This window comes from Photobacterium sp. AWH4_225 (assembly GCF_056158405.1).
Genome location: NZ_JBSWTF010000004.1, coordinates 446,379 through 468,391, shown reverse-complemented (window position 1 = coordinate 468,391; position 22,013 = coordinate 446,379). Strand labels below are relative to the sequence as shown.

General features: G+C 46.7%; 17 protein-coding genes. 8 read left to right on the top strand and 9 right to left on the bottom strand.

The genetic code is table 11. The features are described 5' to 3' along the window. Nucleotides 1-199 precede the first annotated feature (199 nt). From ACXAD4_RS19545 to ACXAD4_RS19525, 5 genes are all read right to left on the bottom strand, one after another. Complete coding sequence (locus tag ACXAD4_RS19545) at nucleotides 200-2,272, bottom strand: multicopper oxidase domain-containing protein (protein ID WP_475243541.1); 2,073 nt, start codon at nucleotides 2,270-2,272, stop codon at nucleotides 200-202. Between the two features lie 734 nt (nucleotides 2,273-3,006). Further along, the gene (locus ACXAD4_RS19540; protein WP_475243540.1) at nucleotides 3,007-3,930 is read right to left on the bottom strand and encodes an SCO family protein; all 924 of its coding nucleotides are present in this window, start codon (nucleotides 3,928-3,930) and stop codon (nucleotides 3,007-3,009) included. A gap of 65 nt (nucleotides 3,931-3,995) precedes the next feature. Continuing rightward, nucleotides 3,996-6,416 (bottom strand): multicopper oxidase family protein, encoded by a 2,421-nt coding sequence (locus tag ACXAD4_RS19535; RefSeq protein WP_475243538.1) that lies wholly within the window; start codon nucleotides 6,414-6,416, stop codon nucleotides 3,996-3,998. Between the two features lie 419 nt (nucleotides 6,417-6,835). Then, nucleotides 6,836-7,057, bottom strand: coding sequence for a hypothetical protein (locus tag ACXAD4_RS19530; protein ID WP_475243536.1), 222 nt, complete (start codon nucleotides 7,055-7,057; stop codon nucleotides 6,836-6,838). Nucleotides 7,058-7,182: 125 nt separating this feature from the next. After that, on the bottom strand, nucleotides 7,183-7,512 hold the full coding sequence (locus ACXAD4_RS19525) for a DMT family transporter (RefSeq protein ID WP_475243535.1): 330 nt from the start codon (nucleotides 7,510-7,512) through the stop codon (nucleotides 7,183-7,185). A 326-nt stretch (nucleotides 7,513-7,838) separates the two neighbouring features. On the opposite strand from ACXAD4_RS19525, the gene ACXAD4_RS19520 reads away from it, so the two are divergent. Both ACXAD4_RS19520 and ACXAD4_RS19515 read left to right on the top strand, forming a co-directional pair. Beyond that, nucleotides 7,839-8,765: a TAXI family TRAP transporter solute-binding subunit gene (locus tag ACXAD4_RS19520; protein ID WP_475243534.1), complete on the top strand. Its 927-nt coding sequence runs from the start codon at nucleotides 7,839-7,841 to the stop codon at nucleotides 8,763-8,765. 96 nt (nucleotides 8,766-8,861) lie between these two features. Beyond that, complete coding sequence (locus ACXAD4_RS19515; protein ID WP_475243533.1) at nucleotides 8,862-10,751, top strand: TRAP transporter permease; 1,890 nt, start codon at nucleotides 8,862-8,864, stop codon at nucleotides 10,749-10,751. Nucleotides 10,752-10,825: 74 nt separating this feature from the next. Here the strand turns inward: ACXAD4_RS19515 and ACXAD4_RS19510 are convergent, their stop codons facing one another. Together ACXAD4_RS19510 and ACXAD4_RS19505 are read right to left on the bottom strand one after the other, a co-directional pair. Further along, a complete protein-coding gene (locus ACXAD4_RS19510; protein ID WP_475243531.1) occupies nucleotides 10,826-11,530 on the bottom strand; it encodes a response regulator in 705 nt (234 codons plus the stop codon). Further along, nucleotides 11,527-13,215: an ATP-binding protein gene (locus ACXAD4_RS19505; RefSeq protein ID WP_475243530.1), complete on the bottom strand. Its 1,689-nt coding sequence runs from the start codon at nucleotides 13,213-13,215 to the stop codon at nucleotides 11,527-11,529. Before ACXAD4_RS19505 ends, ACXAD4_RS19510 begins: the two co-directional genes overlap by 4 nt. Nucleotides 13,216-13,407: 192 nt before the next feature. Between ACXAD4_RS19505 and ACXAD4_RS19500 the strand changes: the two genes are divergently transcribed. From ACXAD4_RS19500 to ACXAD4_RS19480, 5 genes are all read left to right on the top strand, one after another. Next, nucleotides 13,408-14,391 (top strand): tripartite tricarboxylate transporter substrate binding protein, encoded by a 984-nt coding sequence (locus ACXAD4_RS19500; RefSeq protein ID WP_475243528.1) that lies wholly within the window; start codon nucleotides 13,408-13,410, stop codon nucleotides 14,389-14,391. A 96-nt stretch (nucleotides 14,392-14,487) separates the two neighbouring features. Further along, nucleotides 14,488-14,964, top strand: coding sequence for a tripartite tricarboxylate transporter TctB family protein (locus ACXAD4_RS19495; protein ID WP_475243527.1), 477 nt, complete (start codon nucleotides 14,488-14,490; stop codon nucleotides 14,962-14,964). Nucleotides 14,965-14,979: 15 nt separating this feature from the next. Continuing rightward, nucleotides 14,980-16,527, top strand: a complete 1,548-nt coding sequence (locus ACXAD4_RS19490) for a tripartite tricarboxylate transporter permease (protein WP_475243525.1) — start codon at nucleotides 14,980-14,982, stop codon at nucleotides 16,525-16,527. Nucleotides 16,528-16,571: 44 nt separating this feature from the next. Continuing rightward, the gene (locus ACXAD4_RS19485) at nucleotides 16,572-17,774 is read left to right on the top strand and encodes a CaiB/BaiF CoA transferase family protein (RefSeq protein WP_475243523.1); all 1,203 of its coding nucleotides are present in this window, start codon (nucleotides 16,572-16,574) and stop codon (nucleotides 17,772-17,774) included. After that, a complete protein-coding gene (locus ACXAD4_RS19480; protein ID WP_475243521.1) occupies nucleotides 17,771-18,604 on the top strand; it encodes a citryl-CoA lyase in 834 nt (277 codons plus the stop codon). The genes ACXAD4_RS19485 and ACXAD4_RS19480 overlap by 4 nt, the downstream gene beginning before the upstream one ends. Before the next feature lie 183 nt (nucleotides 18,605-18,787). Here the strand turns inward: ACXAD4_RS19480 and ACXAD4_RS19475 are convergent, their stop codons facing one another. Both ACXAD4_RS19475 and ACXAD4_RS19470 read right to left on the bottom strand, forming a co-directional pair. Continuing rightward, entirely contained in the window at nucleotides 18,788-19,474 is a 687-nt protein-coding gene (locus tag ACXAD4_RS19475) for a DUF3047 domain-containing protein (RefSeq protein ID WP_475243519.1), read from the bottom strand. Nucleotides 19,475-19,514: 40 nt separating this feature from the next. Further along, a complete protein-coding gene (locus ACXAD4_RS19470; protein ID WP_475243517.1) occupies nucleotides 19,515-20,819 on the bottom strand; it encodes a GMC family oxidoreductase N-terminal domain-containing protein in 1,305 nt (434 codons plus the stop codon). 220 nt (nucleotides 20,820-21,039) lie between these two features. Here ACXAD4_RS19470 and ACXAD4_RS19465 point away from each other — a divergent pair, with 220 nt between their 5' ends. Beyond that, nucleotides 21,040-21,978, top strand: coding sequence for a LysR family transcriptional regulator (locus tag ACXAD4_RS19465; RefSeq protein WP_475243515.1), 939 nt, complete (start codon nucleotides 21,040-21,042; stop codon nucleotides 21,976-21,978). Nucleotides 21,979-22,013 lie beyond the last annotated feature (35 nt).

The following is a 22,013-nucleotide window of genomic DNA, read 5'->3' as shown; positions in this document are numbered from 1 at the left end:
TGCTTGATTTTAAAAACGCTGTTTTTAAATACGAGCATGATCTTGTGGTGAAGTGTGTGTGTAAGTGAAAATCACTGCAAGTTTATATCGGTAAATGTAAGGGAATATGACAGAGAGCCAAAAGTTAATCGTATCAACTCCATCCAAGGCGGCATCAAAGTGATACCGCCATAATTAGGAGAGAGTGAAAATGTATAGCTTAGTTGTCGTTAAAGTCCTCTTTAGCGTCCACATCACCTTTTTTATAAGTGGACAGGGTAAAGGAGTCCACATAACCGACGCCTTCCCATGTGGGCATTGGGGTTCTGATGGGTACAGTTTGCCCCGGTTTTTCAATATCCCATCGGAGTAACTGGGCATGATCTTCATGCTGAGTATTGTGGCAATGTTCCATATAACTGCCCATAAACTCCCTGAACCGGATAGCTACCGTGAGCTCGCGGCTACTGTCTTTGACATCGCCTATTCGGTAGATATCCTTCCTTGCCCATTTCTCCCACTCAGGAGGTTTACCACCGTCTCGGCTGAGGATTTGCCCTTCTTCGAAGTGGATATGGATAGGATGGCTCCAACCTCCGCCACCACTGATGTGCCAAATTTCAACATCACCAATGTTAGGGGCAGCAGAGAGCCTTTTTGGATCGGTAGCAAAGCCAGAGCCGCCATCGGTTTTGATGGTCCAAGGGGCTGAATCTGTTCCGCTACTGCGGCCAAATTCAAAGGAGCGATGACGGGCGTTGGCTAATTCTGTTTTTGTGAATTTCGGACGCTTGATCATCTTCTGCTTGCCTTTAACGTAATTCGCAGGATTCATACTGTGGTCGACATAATTATACTCATGAACTCTAAACTCCATGAACTTGCCGACTGCAGGATCACAGGTGTTTCCCTTTTTGAATGGGTCATTAAAGGCTTTAGAGCGACTTAGGGTACTTTCTGGTTCACGGCCATCTTCATGCTCCATAAGGTTTACTAAGTAAATTTTGGTGCCGGGAGCAAACTGGCTGAAGTCTATGATGATGTCATAGCGTTCACCAATAGCTTGGGTGGGAAGTTCTCCTTTCTCAAAAAATACACTGTGCTCCATGATGTTGCCATCATTGGCAATCATGTAGAGTGGAACAGGGTCTTTGTCCTCAGTCATCACCGCGATTTTCATCCAGCGTGAGACCGAAGCGTTAAGGACCCGGAAACGATATTTACGTGCCCTGACATCCATGTAAGGCATATATTGCCAGTTGACTAGCATTCGGTCGCCAAGAAAGCCATCGAGATTGAAAATATTGAAAAATAACTGGCCTTTCCTATCCCAGGCTTTATCGGCCACCATCAGGTTTACGTCGTAATCACGGTTTCCCCAGTCTAAATGGGTGCCACTGGGAAAACGGAGGTTAACGCCGTCATCAATGTATTCATTACCTCTATCCAGGGCACTGTAGAGGTTCAAGCAAGCAGCATTGCCCTTGTAAACATTCTGGGCGGTGAAATCGAGCATATGATCATGAAACCAGAGTGAGCTCATGGTTTCTCGGTAATCGCCGGGGATCTTCCGAATACCTCCATAACCGTTTGGACCGCCTGCTCGATAATCCGTTGCCTTCTTGTTCCTATGGTCGTGTCCTGCCAAAATCATCGGCCAACGATAGTCATAATACTGGCCAGGGAAATAGAACGCTTGGGTATACCCATCGCTTTCAGCTGGGTTATGACCATTGTGTTGATGGGTAGTGATGGTATGCAGGCCAAAACCATTGTTGGCTGAAGGTGATATAGGCAAAGCATTGTAATGCCTGAATAATACTGGATAGCCATAACGCATCTTCAGCAATTTAGGCGGAAACGTGCCATCAAATGTCCACAAGGTATTGGCTTGCTGGACAGGCATCTTCGGATGGAACTGCGCCGGTATACCATTGGTTGTTGCTTTGAAGTCATCGCTGAGATCAGGTTGTTTATCCCAGTTGAAGGTTGAGTGGTATAAACCGCCTTCTTTGAACTCATGGGATTGAAACTCATGACTTTGGTATTGATCTCGAAAGCCGAGGTTTACCCTCACGCCAGATTGCGCAGTCACCGTATACTCTTCTGGGTAGAACTCACTCCAGCGTTGGTGCGCCCAATCTATTCCAGGTGGCCGGCCTTCAGCTGGGGGATTCACCAAGTTAAGACCAAGGAAGCTGTTAATTTTGGCTTTCCAAGGGTTCAGGTCCGACGTATTAGCGTAGGAACCAGAGTGTGATGAGTCCGGTATAGGGTAAAGAGTCTGCCCCATGAAGTTATCCAATTTATAACCCGCTGGCGATGAATTTTTATCGCTAGGGGTTGGAAATGGATTTCCTGGGTTCGATGAATTTGGCAGGGAAATCGTCCCAAATTCTTCTAATCGATATAAGGCTTGAGTAAATGGCTCGGCGCCAAATAATGGACTTGGCGATGCGCCTGTTGGAATATCACAGTCAGCCAATAAATTATTGGAGTAAAGAATACATGAAATGAGACATGTTAAAGCTCCTATTTTTGTTGTTTGAAGAGAATTCCGTGTACCGCTGACGTTATTAGTAGAATTTGTATTATTCATTGTGAATACCATACAAATAGGGTTGTTGGACGTATCTGATGGATTCTTTTACCGCTTATAAATTAATTTAAAAGCCTAGCAGTCGAGATTAATATCACAAAGATTATGTATTTATTACAGTTTGCTAAGTTGTTGATATTTTATCCACTCTAAAATTGTGGGTATTAAACCCTGATGCAATGTCTGGAAATGACTACATTTATTCCTGTTAGAATTAATTATTCTATAATATGAACCTATTATAATTTCAGAAAATATATGTTTTTTATGTTGTCATTTAAAATACTATTTTGTCACTTACTTGATATTGATAATATAAATGGTCATCAGCGTTACAGCTTCAATTAGATTTAAGCTGCACGAGTGTAAGCCATTATGTGAGTAATAATGACTTACACAAGGTATCTCAAACGACAACATTGAACTGTTTACTGGCTGTCCTGTTCTTTCATGAATAACATCAGGCTGTCTATGTCGGTGTCGCTAAGCTGGAAGTTTGGCATGCGAACCCCGTTATATTGCTTGAGCATGGCGATAGCAACAGGGTCTTCTTCAAGCATGATATCAGGCTCTTTGAGCCAGCGGCGCAGCCACTCTTCTTTCCTGCGCTCAGTCACGCCAGATAAATTAGGGCCAAGCATTTCATCGCTATCGGAATAAGAATGGCATGTTGCGCATCGTGTGCGATAGAGATATTTGCCATGGGATTCTTCATCCAGCTTTGGTGCTTTGTCATAGGAGGCGAGTTGTTGGCTAGAAGGAGACTGCCAATTATGAAGCCAATCACCAATCATAGCCGCAAGAACAGCGGTATCTTCATAGGGGGAGCGTTTCATCCAACGACCCGTAGCTTCGTTACCTATGATAAGGCTTAAATTGTGATCTAGTTGACCGTCCTCTGAGATCTCCAAATCATCAATGGATAGGCCAAGCTTGGTTCTGAGCTCATCAATTTCGTCTTTCTTGCCGGTCAGAAAAAGCCAGCCTGGGCCAATTTGATATTGTTTAGCATAGTCGTTGAGCCTTTCAGGTGTGTCATACTCAGGATCGATGGATATAGAGTAAAAGAATATATCTTTGCCGACCCTATCTCCGAGTTTTCGCTGCAGAGCAACCAGCCTGGCTGTTTCCATTGGGCAGACATTCTGGCAGCGGGTAAAGATGAAATTAATGAGTACAACTTTGTCTCTGAGTAGGTCACTATAGAAATTAACTTTGGTGTTGTTGTGTGTTGTGAGTTCAGTATTAGGGAAGTAGTTTTCGCGCCATTTTGCGGCAAAGGTTGGGGAACTATTTAACAGAAGTATAAAACCACAGATTGCCAAAATTGGCAGTGATTTATTTATTTTCATTATCATATCTCCTTGGTGGCATCAGTCATTGATGCCACCTGTTAAACGTTTTTCGTCAATCTGAATTAATCGTCGTTAAAGTCTTCTTTTGCATCTTCATCGCCGGTTTTATAGGTGGGAAGAGTGAAGGAATCGACATACTTTACGCCCTCCCAACTCGGCATAGGACTGCGTATAGGGATCGCTTGATTCGGATTTTCAATATCCCAGCGAAGTAGTTGTGCATGATCTTCATGCTGGGTATTGTGGCAATGTTCCACATAACTGCCCATAAATTCCCTAAACCGAATGGCAATGGTTATTTCCCGACTACTGTTGACCTCATCACCCAGCCGGTAAATATCTTTTCTTGCCCAGCGTTCCCATTCTGGTGGTTTTTCTCCGTCTTTGCTGAGGATTTGACCCTCTTCAAAGTGGACATGGATAGGGTGGCTCCAGCCCCCACCGGATTTAAAATGCCAGATTTCGACATCGCCAACCGTGGGTGCTGCTGATACGCGCCGGGGATCTGCGGTAAGGCCTTGGCCACCATCAGTTTTTATGGTCCACGGCGAGGTGTCTGTCCCGCTGCTGCGGCCAAAATCAAACGTTCGGTGCGTGGCATTGGCCAACTCTTTATTGGTGAACTTAGGCAAAGGGATCATTTTCTTCTTCCCTTTGACATAGTCGGCTGGGTTCATGCTGTGATCTTTGCCTCCGTACTCATGCACCCTGACTTCAAGGAATTTACCGACGGCTGGGTCACAGGTGTTACCTCGTTCAAATGGGTCATTGAATGCTTTGTTGCGACCAAGCGTCCCCTCTGGTTCGCGGCCATCTTTGTGTTCCATTAGGTTAACGAAATAGATTTTGGTATCTTTTTCAAATTGGCTGAAGTCGATAATGATGTCGTAGCGTTCAGCAATCGCTTGAGTAGGAAGGATACCGTTGGCAAAGTACACACTGTGCTCCATGATGTTGCCATCGTTGGCAATCATATAGAGGGGAACAGGTTCTCTATCCTCCGTCATGACCGCCACTTTCATATACCGGGAGACAGATCCATTAAGTAGCCTAAATCGGTATTTTCTGGCCCTGACATCGAGATAAGGTTTGTATTGCCAGTTGACCAGCATTTGATCGCCGAGGAAGCCATCAACACTAAAAATATTGAAGAAGAGCTGCCCATCTTTATCCCAGGCTTTGTCTGCCATCAATAGATTTATGTCGTAATCTCTATTTCCCCAGTCGAGGTCGGTACCACTAGGAAAACGCAGGTTTACCTTGTCGTAGTGGTTTTCTTTCCCCCGATCGAGCGCACTGTATATATTCAAAAGAGCGGCATTGCCTTTGTAAACGTTAGGTGCGGTGTAATCGAGCATATGATCATGGAACCATTGGGAACTAATGGTTTCCCGGTAATCACCTTGTACCTTCTTGATCCCGCCAGCACCGTCAGGACCTCCCGCACGCTTATCACTGGCATCTATGTTGATAGAATCATGGCCAGCGAGAGCCATTGGCCAACGGTAATCGAAGTATTGACCTGGGAAGAAAAACGCTTGGGTGTAGCCGTCACTCTCTGCAGGATTGTGCCCATTATGACGATGGGTAGAAATAGTATGAAGGCCGAAGCCATTATTCGCTTTGGGTGAAATCGGTAGGGCATTGTAGTGCCTAAATAACAACGATTCCCCATAACGCATCTTGAGGAGTTTTGGCGGAAATGTCCCGTCAAAAGTCCATAATGAATTTCTGTCTTGTAACGGCATTTTAGGATGGAATCGAGGAGGAATACCTGCGGTGGTGCCAGTTATGTTTAATGACTCTGATCCATTGCTCCACTGAAGTGTTGAATGGTAAAGCCCGTTTTCTCCAAACTCTACTGAATTATACTCGTGGCGTTGGAAACGGTTTCTAAACCCGTTGTTGGTACGAACACCTGCTTGGGCTGTAATAGTATATTCGGTGGGGTAGAACTCTTCCCAACGTTGATGGGCCCAATCCTTACCCGGTGGACGACCCTCAGCGGGAGCATTGGTTAAATTGAGATTGAGGATCTGGTTAATTCTTGTCTGCCAAGGGTTGTGGTCACTGATATTAGCTTCTGCTCCCTTTAATTTTCTTGATGGAATTGGAAACAGAGATTGAGCGAGGAAGCTATCTAAAAGAGGGCCGTCAGGGGAGTTATCTCCTCTAGTAGGTTGAGGGAAGGAATCCCAATTTGAAGTCGGAGCTGATGACGGTATGGGTCTTGTTCCAAACTCCTCCATTCGATAAAGCGCCTGGGTGAAAGGCTGCGCATCAAATAAAGGGCTGAGAGGTGCACCGGTTGGTATATCACATCCGTCAGCGTTTGAGTTAACGGAGTAAAATAGGCATGTGATTATACATGTTAAGGCTCCTGTTTTAAATGTGTTGGTTTTGAATATGTCTGCTTTGAATGCAGCTTTTTCAATTTCAATATTTGTACCGCTTACTATATTTCTGGGGGCTGTATCACTCATTTTGAATTCCATACAAATTGAGAGGTTAGCGTTTTTGATAGAACTAAGTTTATAAAAAATGGCAAGTTATATCGTAGCAGCGACAAGAAATATCACAATAAGACTACTTTCTATTTGCTGATATAAGATATTGATTTATTGAGGCCTGTTCAATGTCGTGATTGTCAAGTTGGATTGTAATGTCTGGAAAAGGTTGCAATTATTTTTTTATATATCGATTCTATATATAAAAGTAACTTTTTAAAATTCATTTGAAATAGAACGGTGTGGTTTTAATACACGGTAAATTATTTATCATTAATTATATGTCATTTGATTTTTCCTTTTCTCTATTAGTCAGTAAGTTGAATTTAAGTTATTGATAAATTGTTATACAAATTTAACTTTACTCTTTATCAGATATGACTTATTTAATGTTCTTAAGATTGCATCTGACGGGTTTGATTCATTGTTCGTGATCCGCCTGCACCATAGCTGTTAATATCGAACCGGTTTTGCGGACGATGCCTTTTTCTCTCTAAGCGGGACAGGTCGATATCATAGCGTTGTTTAAGTAAATCTATTGCTACATCTAACTCTCGTTTTGGCGCCTTGTTTTGTACAAGATAGTAGTATAGGTTGATGGCACGTTCTTCAGTCATATTCTCCTCCAAACTTAAACGATTAAAATGATTGGTGAATGATCAAATGTGTATATCCCAAAGTTGATGCCATCAGAAAATCTCCTTCTGTTTGAATAGGAACTTCTATTAAAGGAAGGGCTTGATTAATGGCTGTGGGCAGCGCCACCTAGGTTGATAATGGCAATACCGATCGCAACAATTACCATGCCAAGCCATACCTTGGCATCAAGATGTTGTTTATAGATAAGTCCGGACATTGCCGTGACGGTAACAATAGCAAGCCCTGCCCAGATTGCATGGACGATACCAATAGGAAGCGATTTCATTGCCTGTCCCAAAAATACAAAGGCGATCAGGTGTCCGAAAATAACGATGACACTTGGCAGCCAGCTGGTGAATCCATTCGTGGCACGAAGTGCGACATGTGAAGTTGCCTCTGCCATTACCCCTAGCAATAAAAATAGCCAGCCCATTTATTCCTCTCTTTTGTTTGTTGATAGTTGGTATCAATATGAGGCGTAGTATAACTGTTTCTCTTTTGGTGGTAATTGCCTAGTAAGGCAAATTACTTTTTCTATACTGTAATAATGTGGAGCGGCAGGGGATGCTTCGCGCTTTTATTCGGCAAAGGAGGCTATTGATACCTTTAACACCACCAATATCTCATTTTCACAACTTTCACAATTTTAACATTTCAATGCGATTTCATTTGATGCAACATCTGTATGACAATAAAACCTGATGCGTATGTGTCGAGTTTGACACTTAGTATCCGGCATTCAACGAGAAGGAGTACTCAATGCGTTCAATGATCAAAAAAGGGATTATCTCTTTGGCTCTAGCGGTTTCTCTGCCAGTTGCTGCGAATAACTACACAATAGGCACCGGTAGCCAAAGCGGTACTTACTATCCCTTGGGTGGTTTGTTAGCAAAGATCTGGAGTGAGAATATTGATGACTTCAATATGCGAGCAGAAGTCACAGCGGCATCGGTAGAAAATGTCATCAAGGTGTCGACCAAGCAGCAGCTTGCCGGTATTGCAATGGGCAATGTTGTACAGCAGGCCTATCAGGGCACAGAGCCGTTCCCACGTAAAATGGACGTGTCCGTTCTGTTTGCACTGTACCCTAACGTTGTTCAATTCATGGTACCTGCCACCTCAGACATTAAATCTGTAGCTGATCTGAAAGGGAAGCGTGTAGCTCTAGGTGCGCCGGGATCAGGTACTCGTGTTAGTGCACTGAACATTTTGAAGACCCTAGGTGTTGAAGAAAGCGATATGCGCGGTCAGGCCCTGAACTACACGGCGACGACCGAAGCATTGGCTAATGGCCAGATTGATGCAGGTGTTATCGTCGGTAGCCTGGGTGTTGGTGCAATTACCGAGCTCGCTTTGACTCGTGATATTCGTATCTTGTCGTTCAGCGATGAAGAAATTGCGCAAATCAATGAGGCTAACGCGTCATACAGCGGGCTAGATGTCGATGCCGACAGCTACCGTAATGTCCCTGCTTTCCAAGCGCCAGCAGTATGGAATGTACTGGTGGTGAAAGGGGACTTGGATAAAGATCTAGCTTACGAGATGACTAAGGTAGCGTTCGATAACATCGATCAAATCCGACAGTCTATCGGCGTGACTAAATTCACTACGGTTGAGAACATGAACAAGCTTGCAGGTATTCCTCTGCACCCAGGCTCTCAGCAGTTCATGGATGAGAAAAAATAAGAGAACCGAAGTAATGCCTATCTCTATCGATAGGTAAACGTATACCCCCGAAGCATTTCGGGGGTAGAAAACATTGCAGTGTACAAGGAGTTCGCAATGACCAAATCTTCGGCGTTAAATCACAGGGTCACTGAGCGGTTAATGCAAATAGCAACCATTGCTGCAATTGCATTATCAGTGTTTCAAATTTGGCAGGGGCTAACTGCCAACCTCTCCGCACCTGTATTTCGCCCCGTCCACCTATGTTGGATCCTCGCTCTCGTATTCCTCGTTAGGCCATTAGTCAAAGAAGATAGCCGACTTTATCTTCCAGCAAGGCTTATCGATTTATCAATGGTATTAGCCACCTTGTGGGCTGCGCAGCATATCGTCCGGTTTGATTATGACGATATTGGCTTTTTGCTTGACGGGTTAGGTGCTGATGATGTCCTGGCCGGCTCGATATTAATCGTCACACTGCTTGAAGCGACACGCCGGACCGTGGGGATGGTCATGGTGGTGATTGCTGCGATCTTTTTGGCTTACGCCATGTTTGGCGATGTCTTGCCTGCCAGTGTAGCGAGTAAAGGTTTCGCACTGGATGAAATCATCCGTTTCCATATTTATTCTACCAACGGGGTGTTTGGTGCGCCGTTGGCAATTGCCGCAGGTGTGGTCTTTATCTTCGTGCTGTTTGGTGCATTTTTGCAGGTGACCGGCGCGGGCCAATTCTTTATTGACGCGGCGTTTGCTGTCGCGGGTAAATACCGTGGTGGTCCGGCAAAGGCCAGTGTGGTGGCTTCTGCTGCGCTGGGGTCTATTTCCGGCTCGGCTATTGCCAATACGGTGACCACCGGTGCCTTGACCATTCCGATGATGAAGAAGCTCGGATATAAGCCTGAGCAAGCCGCAGGTATTGAAGCGGCGGCCTCTACGGGTGGGCAAATTATGCCGCCGGTAATGGGGGCAGGGGCCTTTGTCATGGCCCAGTTCACCGGTATTGCCTATAGCGAAATTCTATTGGTGTCGATTGCACCGGCTATTTTGTACTTTGGTTGTACCCTGCTTTATGTCCACTTGATGGCCTGTAAGCTTGGCCTAAAAGGTATGGACAAAGTCACCCAGCTAAAAATAGTGATGAAGCAAGGCTGGCACTTTATTGTGCCTTTGGTGCTGATCACGACCTTGCTGCTGATGAGTTACTCGCCTGTGCTGGTGGGTATCGCAGGCTGTAGTGCTATATTGGTCGCAGCCATGTGCCGTAAGCACAGCCGTATCAGTATCCGTCTTTTCTTTGAAGGGATGAAAGAAGGGGCACTATTGGCGCTGCCTATTTCGGTTGCCTGTGCTACCGCGGGTATTGTGGTTGGGGTCGTCGGTCAAACCGGCATCGGTTTGCAGTTTACTCAATTCCTGATGGCGCTGTCTGGTGGTTACTTGTGGTCGGTGATGGCCTTGATTGCTGTAGCGGCCGTTATCTTGGGAATGGGCTTACCAGTTACTGCTGCGTATATTGTATTGTCGATTATGGCGGTACCAGCTTTAACTGAGCTAGGCTTGAGCATCCTGGCCGCTCACATGATTGTGTTCTGGTTGTCGCAAACATCGAATGTGACACCACCAATCGCCTTGGCTGCGTTTGCCGGCGCTGGTGTTGCTGGTGCATCACCGATGCAGTCTGCGGTTCAGGCATTTAAATTGGCACAGGGCTTCTTCCTGATCCCATTAATGATGGCTTTCTCGCCATTGATCTATGATGGAGAAAACCTACTGGGCTTCATGTTTGCGATTGTCACGACTATCGCCTTGATTGTCGCCTTTGCCGGGGCAATTGAAGGACGGCTAATCAAGCCTCTGTCTATGGTCGAACGTGCAGTGTTATTGGTGGTGCCTTTTGCGCTGATTTTCAGCGGACTGACTATCAAGCTTGCGGCTGTTGCCGTGGTTGTGGTGATTACATCTTTGAATGCTTTCCGAGGGCGGGAAAGTAGTGCCACAGCAACTTGATACCATTTAAATAAGAGATAAAAGAGACTAAGCAAAAAGGGAAGCCGAAATGGCTTCCCCTTGTTTTTAAATCTTTAACACAACTGGTATCTGCGTTCAGGCCGGCCAACACTGCCATAAGAGACTTCAGCGCTGAGTTCATCGGTACTAACCATATATTCAAGATACCGCCTCGCGGTTGTTCTGCTGGCGCCGATTTGTTGCCCGACTTCTTCAGCATTTAGGAGGGTAGACGGCGTACTGAATACTGCCCGGATTTTATCTAGAGTTAACCCGTCGATGCCTTTAGGTAGGCGATTAGTCGCCTTAGCAACACTGACTTGCTGACTGGTATCGTCCGTTGAGGCTTGTAACAAACCATCGACATCGCTCTGGAGCAATGAGTCGATATCGGAAAAACGTTCAAGGTGACCACGAAACTTTTGCAATGAGGCCTGCAGTCTCTCGAATACCAGAGGTTTTAATATGTAGTCGAAAATACCGCTGTGCATCGCCTGACGCAGGGTATCGACTTCAGTGGCAGCGGTGACCAGAATGACATCGGTGTTGCAGCCATTTGCACGTAGCTCTCTGAGTAACTCTAAGCCGGTTCCCGTCGGAAACTGGTTATCCAGCAGTACCAATTCTGGCGTTAGCACTTCAATTAGGTCGCGCGCTTCATCAATGCCGTGTGCGATCCCTATCACCTCGACCCCTTCTATTCGTTCAATGAAACGGCGTTGGATTTCGGCAATCTGTGGGTCATCCTCAGCGATAACAATACGAATCATGGTGGTCATGATTGCTCCTCCGTGTGCGTCGTTGAATCCTTGTCCTGGATATTTTTGTTATTGTGGTTTAGCTGTTTGGGTAGATATAAAGTAAATCGACTGCCGGTGGTTTCCGTTCCAACCTCAATAGATTCAACGGTAATTAGTCCACCGAGATGATCAGTCAGACTTTTCACTAAATCCAACCCGATACCGTGCCCTTGCGAGGTTTTGGTTGTGTAGCCACGGGTAAAGATTTTGTCCTGATCGTCAGTTGAGATACCGGGCCCTTGGTCTTCTACTTCAAAAATCAGTTCTTTGCCAAAATCTGAAAGGACAAGAGTTACTGTGCCGCCTTTACCATGATGGGAAAGGGTCGCTTCTAATGCATTGTCTATTAGGTTCCCCAAAATGCTAACCAGTTGCTCTCGGGGTAGGGTGTCGGGCAGGGCTGACATCTGGCTGTCTTGCTCGATGACCAGTTCTAACCCTAGCTCCTTGGCACGGTTGTATTTACCCAGTAGGCAACCAGCGAGAATGCTATCGGAGGTGACTTCCATAAGTTGTTGGATGAAAGCTTGATGGCTTGATGACTCTTGGCCAATGACTGCCAGTGCCTCGTCTTTGGCATCGATTTGAATAAGCCCAGCGATGGTGTGGAGTTTGTTGTTGTACTCATGGGACTGGCTGCGCAAGCTCTCGGCATATTGCTTGATACGGGTAAGCTTGCGGCTGACTAAATCAACTTCATTTTTCAGCCTGAAACTTGAGACCACACCTGTAACCTGATCGCCTTGGATCAGTGGGATCCGGTTAGCTATCAGTAGATGGTTATGTAGCCAAATCTCTTGATCATACTGGGGTTCACCTTGCTCAAGTACATCGAGCATGCCGCTATCAGGTAATACCGATTGAATATGTTTACCGATGTAATTGACGTCTTCCGGCAGCTCCAATGTTTTAATTGCTGCGTGGTTGAAGGTAGTGATCCTCCCTTCGTGGTTGATAGCAACAATCCCTTCGCGAACGGTCTCCAAAGTCGCATTTCGTTCCTGGAACATCCGGCCGATTTGTTCCGGTTCTAAGTTGAAAATAGCTTTTTTGAAATGGGAAGCAAACCAGACAGCGGTAAACACACTGAAGAGGAAAGCACCCCCAATGGCGAAGAACATGCTGAGGCGGTGGTTGCTCACTAATCTATCGACGGTATCGAGCATATAACCTACAGAGACGATACCAATAACCTTGGTGCCGGAAGCATTGAAAACCGGTGCTTTGCCTCGCATTGACCAGCCGATACTGCCAAGGGCTTTAGATACATAGGGCTTACCATGCACAAGGGCGGGTTCATTAGTATCACCATCGTCATCCGCCATGGACTTACCAATCATATGTGGGAAAGGATGCGCAAGGCGAATACCGTCCTTATCGCCAAAAACGACAAATCGGGCTTCTGCTGAATGGGCCAGTTTGTAACTTAATGGTTGCAAAAAATCAGAGTCTCTGGCTTCAACTGCGCGAACCACATCGGGGGAAGCAGCAATCGCCAGAGCCACTCGCATGGCCTGCTGACCGATTTGCTCATCCAGCACACTATCGAGGTAGCGGATCGCGAAATGGCCAAGCATGCCGGTTTGAAGTACGGCAATAACACCTAAAATCAATACCATACGCCACTTTAATCTGAGGTGGCGTAACGACAGCATACGTAACATGAAGCGGGTGATTCCTTTCACCGTTAATGATGTAACGACTTTACCTGTTTTTGTGGCGACATGCTGTGAACAATATGAACAAAATGATAAATAAAGCCGTTATTCACATTAATTTTACAATCTTTAGTTTGCTCAATAGCTGCCTTACCTTTGTGTTGAAGGATAAAAACAACACTCAACGAGGAAAGAGCTATGCTTACTCAGTTTATTACCCGCAAACGTGTAACCCTATTGGCGACGATTATGGCTTCTGCAATGAGCATTGGCTCGGTGCAGGCGAAAGTCGACGAAATTCACTTCTTGGTACCTGGTGGTGCAGGTGGTGGTTGGGATAGCACAGCACGTGGTACCGGTGAAGCACTCTCGAAATCAGAATTGGTCGACAAAGTGTCTTATGAAAACATGTCTGGTGGCGGCGGCGGTAAAGCAATTGCCTATCTGATCAAGACGGCTGAACAGTCACAAGATACCTTGATGGTGAATTCGACTCCTATTGTTATTCGCTCCCTTTCGAAAGTTTTCCCTCAGTCATTCCGTGACCTGACCCCAGTTGCAGCGACTATTGGTGACTATGCAGCCTTTGTCGTGGCGAAAGATTCTCCGTATCAGTCTTTCAATGAACTCGCAGAAGCCTATAAGAAAAATCCTCGTTCCGTCTCTGTAGCTGGTGGTTCATCTCGTGGTGGTATGGATCACCTTGTTGCGGCATTGGCTTTCAAAGCCGCTGGTGGTGAACCACGTCGCGTAAAATACCTTGCCTATGATGCAGGCGGTAAAGCAATGGCTGGCTTACTGTCGGGTGAAACCCAAGTGCTATCAACGGGTTTAAGCGAAGCGCTTAGCCTTGCCGAGGCGGGTGAAGTCCGCATTTTGGCCATGACAGGTGAAAGCCGTTCGCCAGTAGCACCAAATGTACCAACCCTGAAAGAGCTGGGCTATGACGCGAGCTTTGTTAACTGGCGTGGTTTCTTCGCGGCGCCGGGGATCAGCAATGAGCAGGCTGATGAGTTTGCCAGCGTGTTAGAGAAGATGTACCAAACCGATGAGTGGACAAATGTTCGAGACCGCTACGGTTGGACTGAAATCTACAAGCCACGTGAAGAGTTCGAAGTTTTCTTGCAAGAGCAGGAAAAAGAGATGGGTAACTTGATGAAAGAGCTTGGCTTTTTGAATTAACCCTACGACTTACCAACATGCAGAGTGGGCAAGATTCCTGCTCTGCCCACTTCTAAAGCGAAAGATTTCGAATAATATCAATCAGGGGATACACCCATGACGCTTACCAAAGATCATATCGGCGGGCTGATCTTCTTGTGCTTCTCAGTTGCCTACGGTTATTACGCCAATCAAATACCATTGTTTCCTGGGGACGAGTACGAACCCTTCCACGCTAAATCGATGCCGACCATGCTGGCTATGCTGGGCATCTCACTATCGCTGTTGCAGTTAGTTGCCGCTCATCGAAAAAACCAAGTAAAAGCCTCTGACATGCTGTCTTTAGCTGGGCTGGATTTCAAAATTATCAGCAAGTTATTGGTTTTGATGGTGCTGTTTGCCATTGCTCTGGAATGGGTGGGTTTCCTTATTTCCACGGTTTTCTTTCTAGCTGGTGGATATTGGTTACTGGGTGAGCGTCGTCCGAAAATCCTGTTTTTGGCATCAGTGCCGTTTGCTACTGGTTTTTGGTACGTCCTGACTCAGTTGCTCGATATTTACTTAGCCCCAGGCCGCTTTTGGGCATTTATCTAAAAGGGAGAGACTTCCATGTTTGATGGAATGATGTCAGGACTGACAACGGCATTTATGCCATTTAATTTAATGATGGTGGTGGTCGGCTGCTTTGCCGGTACCTTCATCGGAATGCTTCCGGGATTAGGGCCGATTTCTGCCATTGCCTTGATGATCCCTATTACGTACGGGCTGGATCCGTCATCGGGTATTATCTTGATGGCAGGTGTTTACTACGGTGCGATTTTTGGTGGCTCGACATCATCGATTTTGATTAATGCGCCGGGCTGTGCCAGTACCGTGGTTACCGCGTTTGATGGCTATCCAATGGCGCAGCGCAAGCAGGCGGGTAAAGCGCTGGCACTGGCGGCTTACTCATCTTTTACTGGCGGTACCATTGGCGCGATTATCCTGTTGTTTGCCGCACCTGCACTTGCCAAGGTGTCACTCAGCTTCCAGTCGTCTGACTATTTTGCCTTAATGATCTTAGGCCTGACGGCTGTTGCTGCCTTCTCAGGGAAAGGGCAGGTTATCAAAGCGCTGATGATGACAGTATTCGGCTTGATGATTGCCACTGTGGGTAATGATGTGATGTCGGGGATCCCACGTTTTACTTTTGATAACGTTAACCTCATTGACGGTATCAGCTTCTTGCTGCTGGCAATGGCGACGTTTGCCCTGACCGAAGTGATCATGACGGTATTGCGTGGCGAGCATAAGGAGAAAGAGCCACAGATGGATATGGACTCTTTGGGCAGCATGAAACTGAACAAAGAGGAAGTAAAACATGTCGCGCCGACCGTTGGCCGTTCTTCTGTATTTGGTTTCTTAGTCGGGGTTCTTCCTGGCGCAGGGGCAACCATTGCCTCATTCTTGAGCTACGGCATGGAGCGAAATCTTGCCAGCAAAGAAGAAAAAGCCAAATTCGGCAAAGGAGCACTGCGTGGTTTGGCTGCGCCAGAGTCAGCTAATAATGCCGCTTCAACAGGCTCTTTCGTGCCACTTCTTACATTGGGTATTCCGGGCTCAGGTACGACGGCGATTATGCTGGGCGCATTGATTGCCTATGGTATTCAGCCAGGCCCGCGTTTGTTTGTTGATAACCCGGATGTGTTCTGGTCTGTCATTATCTCGATGTACTTCGGTAACTTGGTTCTGCTTATTCTGAATCTACCGTTGATCCCATATATCTCACGCTTGTTGGTGATCCCAAGGCCAATCCTGATCCCATTGATCTTGTTCTTCTCTATCACGGGTGTTTACCTGGTGAGCTTTAACACCTTCGACATTCACATGATGGTGATCATCACGATCATCGCCACTTTCTTGAAGCTGCTTAACTTCCCGATGGCACCTATGCTGCTGGGCTTTATTCTCGGCGAAATACTCGAGAAGAACCTGAGCCGCTCACTGACCTTATCTGATGGTAGTTATGCCTTCTTGTGGGAGCGTCCACTGACGTTGTCCATCATGATTTGTGCCGTACTTGCTTTGATGATGCCTGTGGTCAGCAACGTGTTAGATGCACGAAAAGCAAAGCGCGCTCAAATGGATGAAGCTGCTGCTGCGCCTGAACAGCAATAAACACACTACAGAATAAATAACAATTACTACGATGGAGTCGAAGGATGCTGACACCACTAAACCAATACCGAGTGCTGGATCTGACCAATGTGCTGGCAGGGCCATTCTGTGGCCATCAGCTGGCCCACTTGGGAGCCGAAGTTATTAAGGTCGAAGTGCCGAAAAGTGGCGACTTAGCCCGCCAGTTGGGCGCTTCTCCCACATTGAACAAAGCAGGAATGGGCATTTCATTTCTCGCCCAGAATGTAGGCAAACAATCGGTCACGCTGAACTTGAAAACCGATGAAGGTAAATCCCTTTTTAAACAGTTGGTTGAAACTGCAGATGTGGTGATTGAAAACTTCCGTCCGGGTGTGATGGACAGACTTGGCTTGGGCTATGAAGAGTTAAAAGCGGTTAATCCCAATATCATTTATTGTGCGATTTCTGGCTATGGCGCTGATGGCCCTATGCGCCATTTACCCGCATACGATCAGATTATCCAGGGCATGTCCGGGGTGATGAGCATTACCGGAGCGCCGGAAAATGCCCCTTATCGGGTGGGGTATCCGATTGCCGATACCATAGGGGGGATGACCGCCGCATTCGCCATCTGTGCAGCATTAGCTGGCAGGGAGAAAGCGGGCGAAGGTTCATTCATCGATGTATCCATGCTGGAGTCAACATTGACCACAATGGGGTGGGCGGTTTCCAACTACTTGGTCGCTGATAAATCGCCCCAGCCGCTTGGCAATAACAATGTCACAGCCAGCCCGTCGGGAACCTTCAGAACCGGTGAGGGCTTGCTGAACATTGCTGCCAACAAACAAGAGCAGTTTGAAGCTTTATGCCTGCTCATTGGGCGGGAGGACTTGATAGCTGATCCTCGCTTTGCCGAGCGGCAGGCGAGGCTGGAAAATCGTGAATTACTCACCGGTCACATCGAAGCGGCTTTTGCGGTTAAAACGGCAAAAGAGTGGGAATCTGAGCTTAACCATATTGGTGTACCTGCTGGAAGGGTGCTGAGCGTTCCACAGGCACTGGATTTACCTCAAGTGCAAGGCCGTGACTTCACAGGGTGTTTTGTCGATTCGCCTGGGGTAAACCAAGATGTCCGCTATGTTCGGACCGGCTTCAAACTCGATGGTGAGCGCCCTGCGGTGACATTGCCGCCTCCTCGGTTAGGCGAGCATACCGAACAGTGGTTGACGAATCTGGGGTTGAGCAAGGAAGACATCGAACAGTTAAAAGGACAGGGGGCAATATGAGTATCGAAAGACCCGAGCAAGGAATAGGCCGCGATGTGAGTGACTGGTGGAAGACCGATATCATCGATATGTCACCGGGTGTAATTCGCTATTATGGTTATCCCATTGAAGAGCTAATCGGCAATGTCAGCTTTGCCCAGATGATTTGGTTGATGGTAAGGGGGGAGCTGCCTTCGCCTTCACAAGCCAAACTACTCGATGCCACCCTGATGTCGGCGGTTGATCACGGCCCTCAGGCCCCAAGTATTGCGATTGCCAGAATGGCATCAACCTGTGGCGTTGGCCTCAATAATGCCATGGCCTCGGCGGTAAATGTGTTGGGTGATGTACATGGTGGAGCGGGCGAGCAAGCTGTCGCGTTATATCAAGCCATAGCCGCTCGCTGCGAGCGAGGTGAATTGCTGGAGGCAGCGATAGAGTTAGAGGTGACGGCGCACAAAGAGCTACACGGTAAATTCATTCCTGGTTTTGGCCATCGTTTCCATCCCGTAGACCCCCGAGCTCCCGCTTTGATGGCGCTCGTGAAGCAAGCAGCAGATAGCGGCACTGTCTCTGGACAGTTTGCAGAGATTGCAATGGGGGTAGAAAACTATCTGTTTCAGCAAAAAGGCAAACGTATTCCGATGAATATCGACGGGGCTACGGCAGTGATTTATGCCGAGCTCGGTTTTCCTGCGCCGCTTGCTAGGGGGCTGTTTTGCCTGTCCCGCTCGGTGGGGATATTAGCCCATGCGTGGGAGCAAACAGGGCAGGGCGGCAGAAATAAAGGCCCGATTCCGCGTAACCTGCTTTGGTCTTATGCAGGGCCTGATGCTCGCGAAATACCTTAATAATGAATTTATCTACTATATGGTATGGTGTTCCGTACTTGGTACTGATAATATGCGGATTGTGTGACCTTTGATGATGTTTTAATAAAATCTCGTCTATTTACCTCAGATTGGGGGAGTGTGATGGCAACGAACGTCTGCTTGTTTGCCATTACACTTTTTTCTTTGTTACTTGTCTCTTTGCTACTTGGTTGAAAAGAAGATATCACCATAATAAGCGGTAACGACTTGGCCGCTGTTATCGGTATCCGTCATGATGGCAATGCCATTGAGATACCGATAGGCTTCTCGATTGGCTTGTTCGCTGCCTTTATCCCCAAATGTATTGATGAAATCCTGGTAGACATTGCGTTTTTCATTTTGCCATGTCGAAATGCTGTCAGTGGTGCCCCGTATCGCTATCATCTGCACTCTTTCCCCTGCATAAGCGTTGCTCCAACGAGAAAAGCGCGGTTGGTTACTGGACCACACATAGTTGATGGCTTTGCTGGTGGAGGAAAGCCAGTTAGAGCCGATGGCAAGATAAATTCGAGCGGCGTAGTCGTCACCGCCTTTTGTGGTTTCATTGAGCCCTGTTAATTGACTCTCCACCCGCCATGACCAATTTAGATAGGGGGTCTCTTCGAGATCGATACGTATAGGTTTGGTGATGATAGTGGCGCTATTGTTGCTAGCGGCTTTGAGTACCCGCTGATCATCAAGTCGTACTTGAGAGTAATGGGTGCGCCCTTGGAAGTGCTTTACTTTCCAAGAAGAGATATCTTCATTGCTAAATTGCACTACTGACCGTTCATACGAAGCAGATGCACTGAAAGCAATGAGAAGTGGCGTAAATCGAATAAGCTTTGGCATGAAAATAATATTAGTCACAAACGGTGGCTATTGCTCTCATGCCGAAAGCTTTTCTGTTTTACTGACTGGTTAGATGATTGGACAATCTTTTTGCCAAGCAGAGTAGGGTAAACGTAGGTGGTAAACCCCATGCTTCGGGGATAACCGAGGCATCACAGACATAAAGCCCTTTGATGTCAGTTTCTAGGTTGCTATCAACTATATCGCCGATGGCTGCACTTCCCCCTTGGTGTGCAGCAAAGTGATGGGTACGGTATATATGGGTTGCCCCTGCGGCTTCGAGAATCGACTCTGCGATTTCTGCACCTTGGTTTAATCGTTGTTTATCTTCATCACAAAGTGTTTTATTGGCCCAGTTAGCAGAAATTTTCCCTGTCAGGCTATCTTTGGCTTTTACCATGATAGTAAGGGTATTGTCAGCAGAGAACATACGATCAAACCGACCGACTTGGGCGGTAAATAAGTGGAAAAATGGCTTGGGCAGAGCAAGATCTGACAGGACAATACCTTCATCTGGCAGGTGCAAACCTGCAGCCATAGGCACCTCACCGGATTCAAACTTTTCAGCGACAGTGCCCATAACCGCCACAACCGGATCAATAAAAAATTGCTGGCCGGCTTCTTTAATCCCACTTTGTTGCAAGATTTGTGGTGAGCCAATCCCACCAGCAGCTAAAATGATTTGCTCTGATAATGCCAGATGCACACCACCATTATGTTGGTACTCAACACCAACCGCATGTTGGCCGAGCTGATGGTGATGTTCAGTCAGTACTTTGGTGACTTTTGCTTTGGTAATGAGCTGAGCACTCATTGATACTGCGTCATCCAAGAAGTTACGGGCAGTCCACTTGGCATTATGCGGACAGCCGTAGCCACACAAAGGACAGTTCGCTTGGCATTGCTCAATATCGATAAGCTTGTCGAGCTTCTGCCATTTTATCCCTGCTTTATCTGCTCCTTGCCTGATACGTTTTGCTCTGGGCCCAATGAGGGTATCAGGCAGGGAGGAGTAGGGAACAACCTGCTGCATTTCCTTTGCTTCATCGCGTAAATCAATGCCATAGCGGTCGAACATATCAAACGGAGGCAACATGGCCGTAGCATAGTTGATCGCCGAACTACCGCCGGCAGTAATGCCACGAATAAGCAAGGACAGATCTTTGCCGATGAATGCCCCTTTGCTGGGAATCGCTGCGATGTTCGCCATTTGCCAGAAAGAGCCGGTTAATGGAGAGTTATCTCCCCATTCCAGCACAAGGATTTTCTTGCCCTGTTCACTTAGCGATTTAGCGACTGTTGCACCGGCTGGTCCACTGCCTACTATGATTGCGTCGAAATACGCATTCTCTTGAATTGCCATTGTTATGACCTGAACTATTAACTTTTTTAACTATATGACAAATAGGCATTTAATCCTATGCTTGTAACTGGTGTTTAAAAAACAGATTAATAAGTTATCGGTATGGGTTGAATCGCATAACTCCCGGACGTGACATTTAGCGCTGTAAGAGTAAACTGGCGAGCTTTTTATTCCTTGTATTGGAATGTGAGCCATGGATGGTGTGTAGAGAGGGCAAACCATGATCCATGACCGAGCCAGCCAGATGGTGATTTTTCATACCTTAGTAGAGGCGGGGAGCTTTACCGCAGCAGCACGTACTCTGGGGGTATCGACTTCCCATGTTAGTAAGCAGTTAGGGATGTTGGAAAGTGATTTGAATGTCAAATTGATCCAGCGAACTACACGTAGCTTAACGTTGACAGAAGCGGGCCTCCATTTTGCTCAGTACGCCAATCAAATTGTTGATGCCGTTAACGAAGCCAACGACACCATGGCACAGAAGCGTGATGACGTAACCGGTGTGATTCGTTTGGGGCTCTCCCAGTCATTTGGCACTATGCATATTATCCCTGCGATAGAGAAACTGCGTCAGCTCTATCCTGATTTACAGGTTGAGCTTAGCCTGTTTGACCATAAAGCGGATATGTTGGCTGATGGTTTGGATTTGTGGATCACCAACTTTGAACATATTCCAGAAGGATATGTTGCACAGCGTTTGGCAGAGACACGTTTTATTGTTACTGCTTCCCCAAAATACCTGATTGAACACCCTGCACCCAACCATCCGTCCGATCTTGCCAACCACAATTGCGTGACTTACCAAAGCCGTCAGCGCGATTATAGTTGTTGGGACTTTATCAAAGAGGGGGAGTTTCTAAGTGTTAAGGTGAATGGCAATTACCGGGTTGATTTGGCCGAAGCCGTTAGGGATGCAGCAGTAGCAGGGTGGGGAGTCGCCTATCTTGCCAGTTATCTATTAACTGACGAGTTTCGGGACGGTAAATTGATTCAACTGTTACCTGATTGGACAGCAAATCAAACCATGCCGTTTTATGCCGTTTATCCAAGCCGTAAGCATTTACCCCGCAAGATAAGTGCTGTTATCGATTTCTTTAAGCAATATATCGGTGAGGCGCCTTATTGGGACGAAGCGTTAAAGCCGTGGGTAAAGATCTAATAATTGCTGATTATTCCAACAGTTGATAGCAAATA

Excerpts from the sequence above, each read along its gene's own strand:
- ACXAD4_RS19545 (WP_475243541.1), bottom strand. The coding sequence starts at position 2,272 with ATGGGGCAGACTCTTTACCCTATACCGGACTCATCACACTCTGGTTCC.
- ACXAD4_RS19540 (WP_475243540.1), bottom strand. The coding sequence starts at position 3,930 with ATGAAAATAAATAAATCACTGCCAATTTTGGCAATCTGTGGTTTTATA.
- ACXAD4_RS19535 (WP_475243538.1), bottom strand. The coding sequence starts at position 6,416 with ATGAGTGATACAGCCCCCAGAAATATAGTAAGCGGTACAAATATTGAA.
- ACXAD4_RS19530 (WP_475243536.1), bottom strand. The coding sequence starts at position 7,057 with ATGACTGAAGAACGTGCCATCAACCTATACTACTATCTTGTACAAAAC.
- ACXAD4_RS19525 (WP_475243535.1), bottom strand. The coding sequence starts at position 7,512 with ATGGGCTGGCTATTTTTATTGCTAGGGGTAATGGCAGAGGCAACTTCA.
- ACXAD4_RS19520 (WP_475243534.1), top strand. The coding sequence starts at position 7,839 with ATGCGTTCAATGATCAAAAAAGGGATTATCTCTTTGGCTCTAGCGGTT.
- ACXAD4_RS19515 (WP_475243533.1), top strand. The coding sequence starts at position 8,862 with ATGACCAAATCTTCGGCGTTAAATCACAGGGTCACTGAGCGGTTAATG.
- ACXAD4_RS19510 (WP_475243531.1), bottom strand. The coding sequence starts at position 11,530 with ATGACCACCATGATTCGTATTGTTATCGCTGAGGATGACCCACAGATT.
- ACXAD4_RS19505 (WP_475243530.1), bottom strand. The coding sequence starts at position 13,215 with ATGTTACGTATGCTGTCGTTACGCCACCTCAGATTAAAGTGGCGTATG.
- ACXAD4_RS19500 (WP_475243528.1), top strand. The coding sequence starts at position 13,408 with ATGCTTACTCAGTTTATTACCCGCAAACGTGTAACCCTATTGGCGACG.
- ACXAD4_RS19495 (WP_475243527.1), top strand. The coding sequence starts at position 14,488 with ATGACGCTTACCAAAGATCATATCGGCGGGCTGATCTTCTTGTGCTTC.
- ACXAD4_RS19490 (WP_475243525.1), top strand. The coding sequence starts at position 14,980 with ATGTTTGATGGAATGATGTCAGGACTGACAACGGCATTTATGCCATTT.
- ACXAD4_RS19485 (WP_475243523.1), top strand. The coding sequence starts at position 16,572 with ATGCTGACACCACTAAACCAATACCGAGTGCTGGATCTGACCAATGTG.
- ACXAD4_RS19480 (WP_475243521.1), top strand. The coding sequence starts at position 17,771 with ATGAGTATCGAAAGACCCGAGCAAGGAATAGGCCGCGATGTGAGTGAC.
- ACXAD4_RS19470 (WP_475243517.1), bottom strand. The coding sequence starts at position 20,819 with ATGGCAATTCAAGAGAATGCGTATTTCGACGCAATCATAGTAGGCAGT.
- ACXAD4_RS19465 (WP_475243515.1), top strand. The coding sequence starts at position 21,040 with ATGATCCATGACCGAGCCAGCCAGATGGTGATTTTTCATACCTTAGTA.